This is a genomic window from Sphingomonas sp. 66-10 (assembly GCF_001897045.1).
GTDB lineage: Bacteria > Pseudomonadota > Alphaproteobacteria > Sphingomonadales > Sphingomonadaceae > Sphingomonas > Sphingomonas lycopersici.
This window is the reverse complement of sequence record NZ_MKRR01000133.1, coordinates 173,293-177,934: the sequence shown is the minus strand read 5'-3', so window position 1 is coordinate 177,934 and position 4,642 is coordinate 173,293. Positions and strand designations below refer to the sequence as shown.

The window sequence follows — 4,642 nt, the reverse complement described above, 5'->3', positions numbered from 1 at the left end:
CCCCCGGCAACGGGTTGGCATCGGGCAGTTCGTCGACGATCAGCCGCCAGCTTTGCTCGGTCGCGCCCGGCGGGCCGGGCAGGCTGCAACGGATCAGCCGCGTCTCGCCCGCGGGAATCGCCACGATCGAGGGGTTGAGGCTCGGCCCCTCGGCCGGATCGAGCAGATCGTTCCCCGCCGTGTCGCGCCGCCACGCGAAGCCGCGGATCTGGATCGTCGTCGGCCTGGCATCGTCGTTGGCGATCGTCAGCGCGCAGAACCTCTTGTCCTGCGCGACCTCGATCCGCACCGGCAGGATGCGCAAGGTTCCGGCGCTCGCTCGCCCCGTCGGCGCCGCGAGACAGACGCACAGCAGCAGCGCTCCGGCGCGGCATGGGATCCGCGCCCGGCTTTTCTTTTCCATGACCCCGCCGTCAATAGTTGATGGTGATCGTGATCGTGTCGGTATAGGCCCCTGCCGCGACATTCTGCTGCGCGTGGATGCGGCCGTAGATGGTGAAGGTGGAAGCCGAGGTGCCGGCGATCGTCGCCGCGGGCGTATCGGTCCCCGGGGTATTGCCCCAATTGGTCGTATGCGCCGCATCGCTGTAGAGCGCATAGCCGAGCGAACTGGCCCCGTTCGCCATCTGCCGCGTGGTGACGGTGGCGCCCGATGTCGTGCCCGCGTTCAACCCCACCGTGAAGCTGGTGCCGGTGGTGCATGTCACGTTGAACGTGCTGGTCGCGTCGGTCGGACTGGCCGCGGTCGGGTTGTAATTGCCGAACGACAGATTGTTGCTCGTCACCACGCAGGCGCTCTGCACATTGGCGGAGACGCCCATCGTCGTGGTTGCGGTAGATGCCGCCGCCACATTGGGCAGCAACATGGCGATGGCGGTGAAACCTACCCCCAGCGATTCAAATCGCATCACCGACCTCCTTTCATCAGAGTGTCCCGGCCGGCTTTAAGGCAGAATGGTTGTAACGATATTAACATTGGTGTCAGGTGGGTTGTAATGCGCCGCGGGGTTGCTGGCGAAAGCGGTTGTTGTAGAGATGCCGCCCGATCCGGCGCCGTCGCGCGATGCGGACGGGATGAGGCGGGGGCATCGATAGTGGCTGTTGAGAATGTCTCCGGGTCGGGCAGCGCCGGGTCGCTCGATTTGCGCCTGTGGGTCCGCCTGCTCGGCTGCGCGCGGATCATCGAAAAGCAGCTCCGCCGCAACTTTCAGGAGCAATTCGATACGACGCTGCCGCGGTTCGACGTGATGGCGGCGCTCGATCGCGCGCCCGATGGGCTCAATATGGGGGCATTGTCGCGCGCCTTGCTGGTGTCGAACGGCAATGTCACCTCGATCGTCCGGCAGTTGCAGGAACAGGGCAGCGTCGTCGCGCGCCCCGATCCCGGGGACGGCCGCTCGGCGATCGCCGCGCTGACCCCGGCGGGCAAGGCGCATTTCGCCGAGCTGGCGCGTGCGCATCACCAATGGGTCCGCGCCGCGCTCGCCGAATTCCCGCCCGACCGGCAGGAACAATTGCTGTCTTTGCTTGGCGAGTTGCGCCGATCGCTCTTGGGGGAAGAGGGGGAGTGAGCTTCGAAACCACCCCCAATTTATGCTCCCGACCTCCCAATGTCCGCGAATATATTTTAAGCTTGAAATAAATTCCCCGCCCGATACACTGCCGTCCATTCCCCGGTGAGGATGCGCAGATGAAGGTGGCGTGCGTAGGCGGCGGCCCGGCGGGGCTGTATTTCGCGATCTCGATGATGCTGCGAGATCCGTCGCACGACATCACCGTGTTCGAGCGCAACCGCGCCGGCGACACCTTTGGCTGGGGGGTGGTGTTCTCCGATCAGACGATGGAGCATCTCCAGGCCAACGATCCTATCAGCGCGCAGTCGATGATCGACGAGCTGGCGCATTGGGACGATATCGAGGTCCATATCGAGGACGGCGGGCGCACCGTCACCAATCGCTCCAGCGGCCACGGCTTCATCGGCATCGGGCGCAAAAGGCTGCTCAACATCCTGCAGGATCGCGCGCGCACACTGGGGGTGAAGCTCGAATTCGAGGTGGAGGTCGAGCCCGACAGCGATTTCCTCGCCGATTACGATCTGGTGATCGCCGCCGACGGATTGAACAGCAAGTTGCGCCGACGCTACGAGGCCGAATTCGCGGTCGATCTGGACGTCAAGCGCAACAAGTTCGTCTGGCTCGGCACCCGCCAGAAGTTCGACGCGTTCAACTTCATCTTCAAGCACACGCGCTTCGGCTGGATCTGGGCGCACGCCTATCAGTTCGACGCGGACACCGCGACGTTCATCGTCGAATGCGATCCCGAAACCTATGAGCGCGCCGGCTTCGGGCGGATGTCGCAGGAAGAAAGCTGCCGGTTGTGCGAGGAGATCTTCGCCGATCACCTCGGCGGGCACGAACTGATGACCAACGCCAGCCATATCCGCGGCTCGGCCTGGATCAACTTCCCGCGCATCATCTGCCGTCAGTGGAGCTACAGGAACATCGTCCTGCTCGGCGATGCCGCGCATACCGCGCATTTCTCGATCGGCTCGGGGACCAAGCTCGCGCTGGAGGATGCGATCAAGCTCGCCGAGGTGATGAACCGGCCCGGGTTCGGCAGCGGCGAAGCGTTGCAACAGGGGCTGGAGGAATATCAGGCCGAGCGCCAGCTTGAAGTCGTCAAGCTGCAGAATGCCGCGCGCAACTCGACCGAATGGTTCGAGCATCTCGATCGCTATCTCAAAATGGACGCGATGCAATTCACCTATACCTTGCTGACGCGCAGCCAGCGGGTGAGCCACGAAAATCTGCGGCTACGCGATCCGGCGTGGCTCGCCGCGCTCGAACGCAGCCTCGCCGAAACCGCGTTCGGCGCGCCGGTCGAGGCGCCGGTGCCGCCGATGTTCCTGCCGTTCCGATTGCGCGGGATGACCTTGCGCAACCGCGTCGTGATGTCGCCGATGGCGATGTATTCGGCGGTCGAAGGCGTGCCCGACGATTTCCACCTCGTCCATTATGGCGCACGCGCGCTGGGCGGGGCGGGGCTGATCGTGACCGAGATGACCTGCGTCTCGCCCGAGGCGCGGATCACCCCCGGCTGCACCGGTCTGTGGAATGCCGAGCAGGCCGCGGCGTGGCGGCGCATCACCGATTTCGTCCACCGCACGTGCGATACGCGGATCTGCATGCAGCTCGGGCATAGCGGATCGAAGGGCTCGACCCGCGTCGCGTGGGAGGGGATGGACGAGCCGCTGGTCGAGGGCAATTGGCCGTTGGTCGCGCCGTCCGATGTCGCGTGGAGCGCGGAAAATCAGGTGCCCTCGGCGCTAACCCGTGCGCAGATGGACGAGATCCGCGATCAGTTCGTCCAATCGACGCGCTACGCCGACGCGGCGGGGTTCGACATGGTCGAGCTGCATTGCGGGCACGGCTATCTGCTCTCGGGGTTCATCAGCCCGATCCAGAACCGACGCAGCGACGATTATGGCGGCAGCCTCGACAACCGGCTGCGCTATCCGCTGGAGGGTTTTCGCGCGATGCGCGCCGTCTGGCCGGTGGACAAGCCGATGTCGGTGAGGATTTCGGCGACCGACTGGATGGGCGACGCCGGGGTGACCCCCGAGGATGCGGTCGAGATCGCGCGCGCCTTCACCGCCGCGGGCGCCGATCTGATCGACGTTTCGGCAGGGCAGGTGACCAGGGATCAGAAGCCGGTTTACGGCCGCATGTTCCAGACGCCATTCTCCGATCAGATTCGCAACGAACTGGGAGTGGCGACGATGGCGGTCGGCAATATCTACGAGGTCGATCACGTCAATTCGATCGTCGCCGCGGGTCGCGCCGATCTGTGCGCGATCGGGCGGCCGCATCAGATGAACCCCAATTGGACGATCGAGGCGGCGGCGGCGCAGGGGCTCGGCGAGGAAAATGTGCCGGTGCAATATCTGAGCGGCTATGCGCAGCTCAAGCTCAACAAGCTGCGCGCGGCGCAGGTGGCGGCGGCGCAATGAGCCACGCGATCGTCACCGGCGGCGGCAGCGGGATCGGGCTGGCGATCGCCAAGGCGCTCGTCGCCGCGCGGCATCGCGTGACGATCATGGGGCGCAGCGAGGCGCGGCTTCATGCGGCGCTGGTCGACTTGCCCGGGGCGAACGCGGTCGTCTGCGACGTGGCGGACGCGGCGTCGGTCGCGGCGGCGTTCGACGCGGCGGCGGCGCGCCACGGCGCGGCCGGCATCCTCGTCAACGCCGCGGGGGCCGCGCGCACCGCGCCGTTCGAGGCGTCGGCCGATGCATTGTGGGACGAATTGTGGCGCGTCAACGTGATGGGCGCGGTCCATACCAGCCGCGCGGTGCTCCCCGCGATGCGCAAGCTGGAGACGGGGCGGATCGTCAACGTCGCGAGCACTGCCGCGCTCAAGGGCTATGCCTATGTCAGCGCTTATACCGCGACCAAACATGCGCTCCTCGGGATGACGCGGTCGCTGGCGCTCGAGCTCGCCAGGACCGCGATCACCGTCAACGCTTTGTGCCCCGGCTATACCGACACCGATCTGATCCGCGATGCGGTCGCCAATATCGTCGCCAAGACCGGGCGCAGCGAGGAACAGGCGCTCGCCGCCTTCACCGCGAGCAACCCGCAGG

5 protein-coding genes are annotated in these 4,642 nt (G+C 65.8%); 3 read left to right on the top strand and 2 right to left on the bottom strand.

Annotation, left to right across the window (positions count from 1 at the left end; translation table 11 throughout):
• Together BGN95_RS14770 and BGN95_RS14765 are read right to left on the bottom strand one after the other, a co-directional pair.
• Nucleotides 1-403 (bottom strand): fimbrial biogenesis chaperone (locus BGN95_RS14770; protein WP_286773115.1); only part of this gene is annotated, 403 nt, incomplete at its 3' end.
• 10 nt (nt 404-413) lie between these two features.
• Nucleotides 414-908 carry a Csu type fimbrial protein gene (locus BGN95_RS14765; protein WP_286773114.1) on the bottom strand — a complete coding sequence of 165 codons (495 nt, stop codon included), beginning with the start codon at nt 906-908 and terminating at the stop codon, nt 414-416.
• Nucleotides 909-1,094: 186 nt separating this feature from the next.
• Here BGN95_RS14765 and BGN95_RS14760 point away from each other — a divergent pair, with 186 nt between their 5' ends.
• From BGN95_RS14760 to BGN95_RS14750, 3 genes are all read left to right on the top strand, one after another.
• Nucleotides 1,095-1,571 carry a MarR family winged helix-turn-helix transcriptional regulator gene (locus tag BGN95_RS14760; protein ID WP_265312765.1) on the top strand — a complete coding sequence of 159 codons (477 nt, stop codon included), beginning with the start codon at nt 1,095-1,097 and terminating at the stop codon, nt 1,569-1,571.
• A gap of 119 nt (nt 1,572-1,690) precedes the next feature.
• A complete protein-coding gene (locus BGN95_RS14755; RefSeq protein WP_286773113.1) occupies nt 1,691-4,009 on the top strand; it encodes a bifunctional salicylyl-CoA 5-hydroxylase/oxidoreductase in 2,319 nt (772 codons plus the stop codon).
• Nucleotides 4,006-4,642: SDR family NAD(P)-dependent oxidoreductase (locus tag BGN95_RS14750; protein ID WP_286773112.1), on the top strand; the 637-nt coding region annotated here is incomplete at its 3' end. The genes BGN95_RS14755 and BGN95_RS14750, both read left to right, overlap by 4 nt.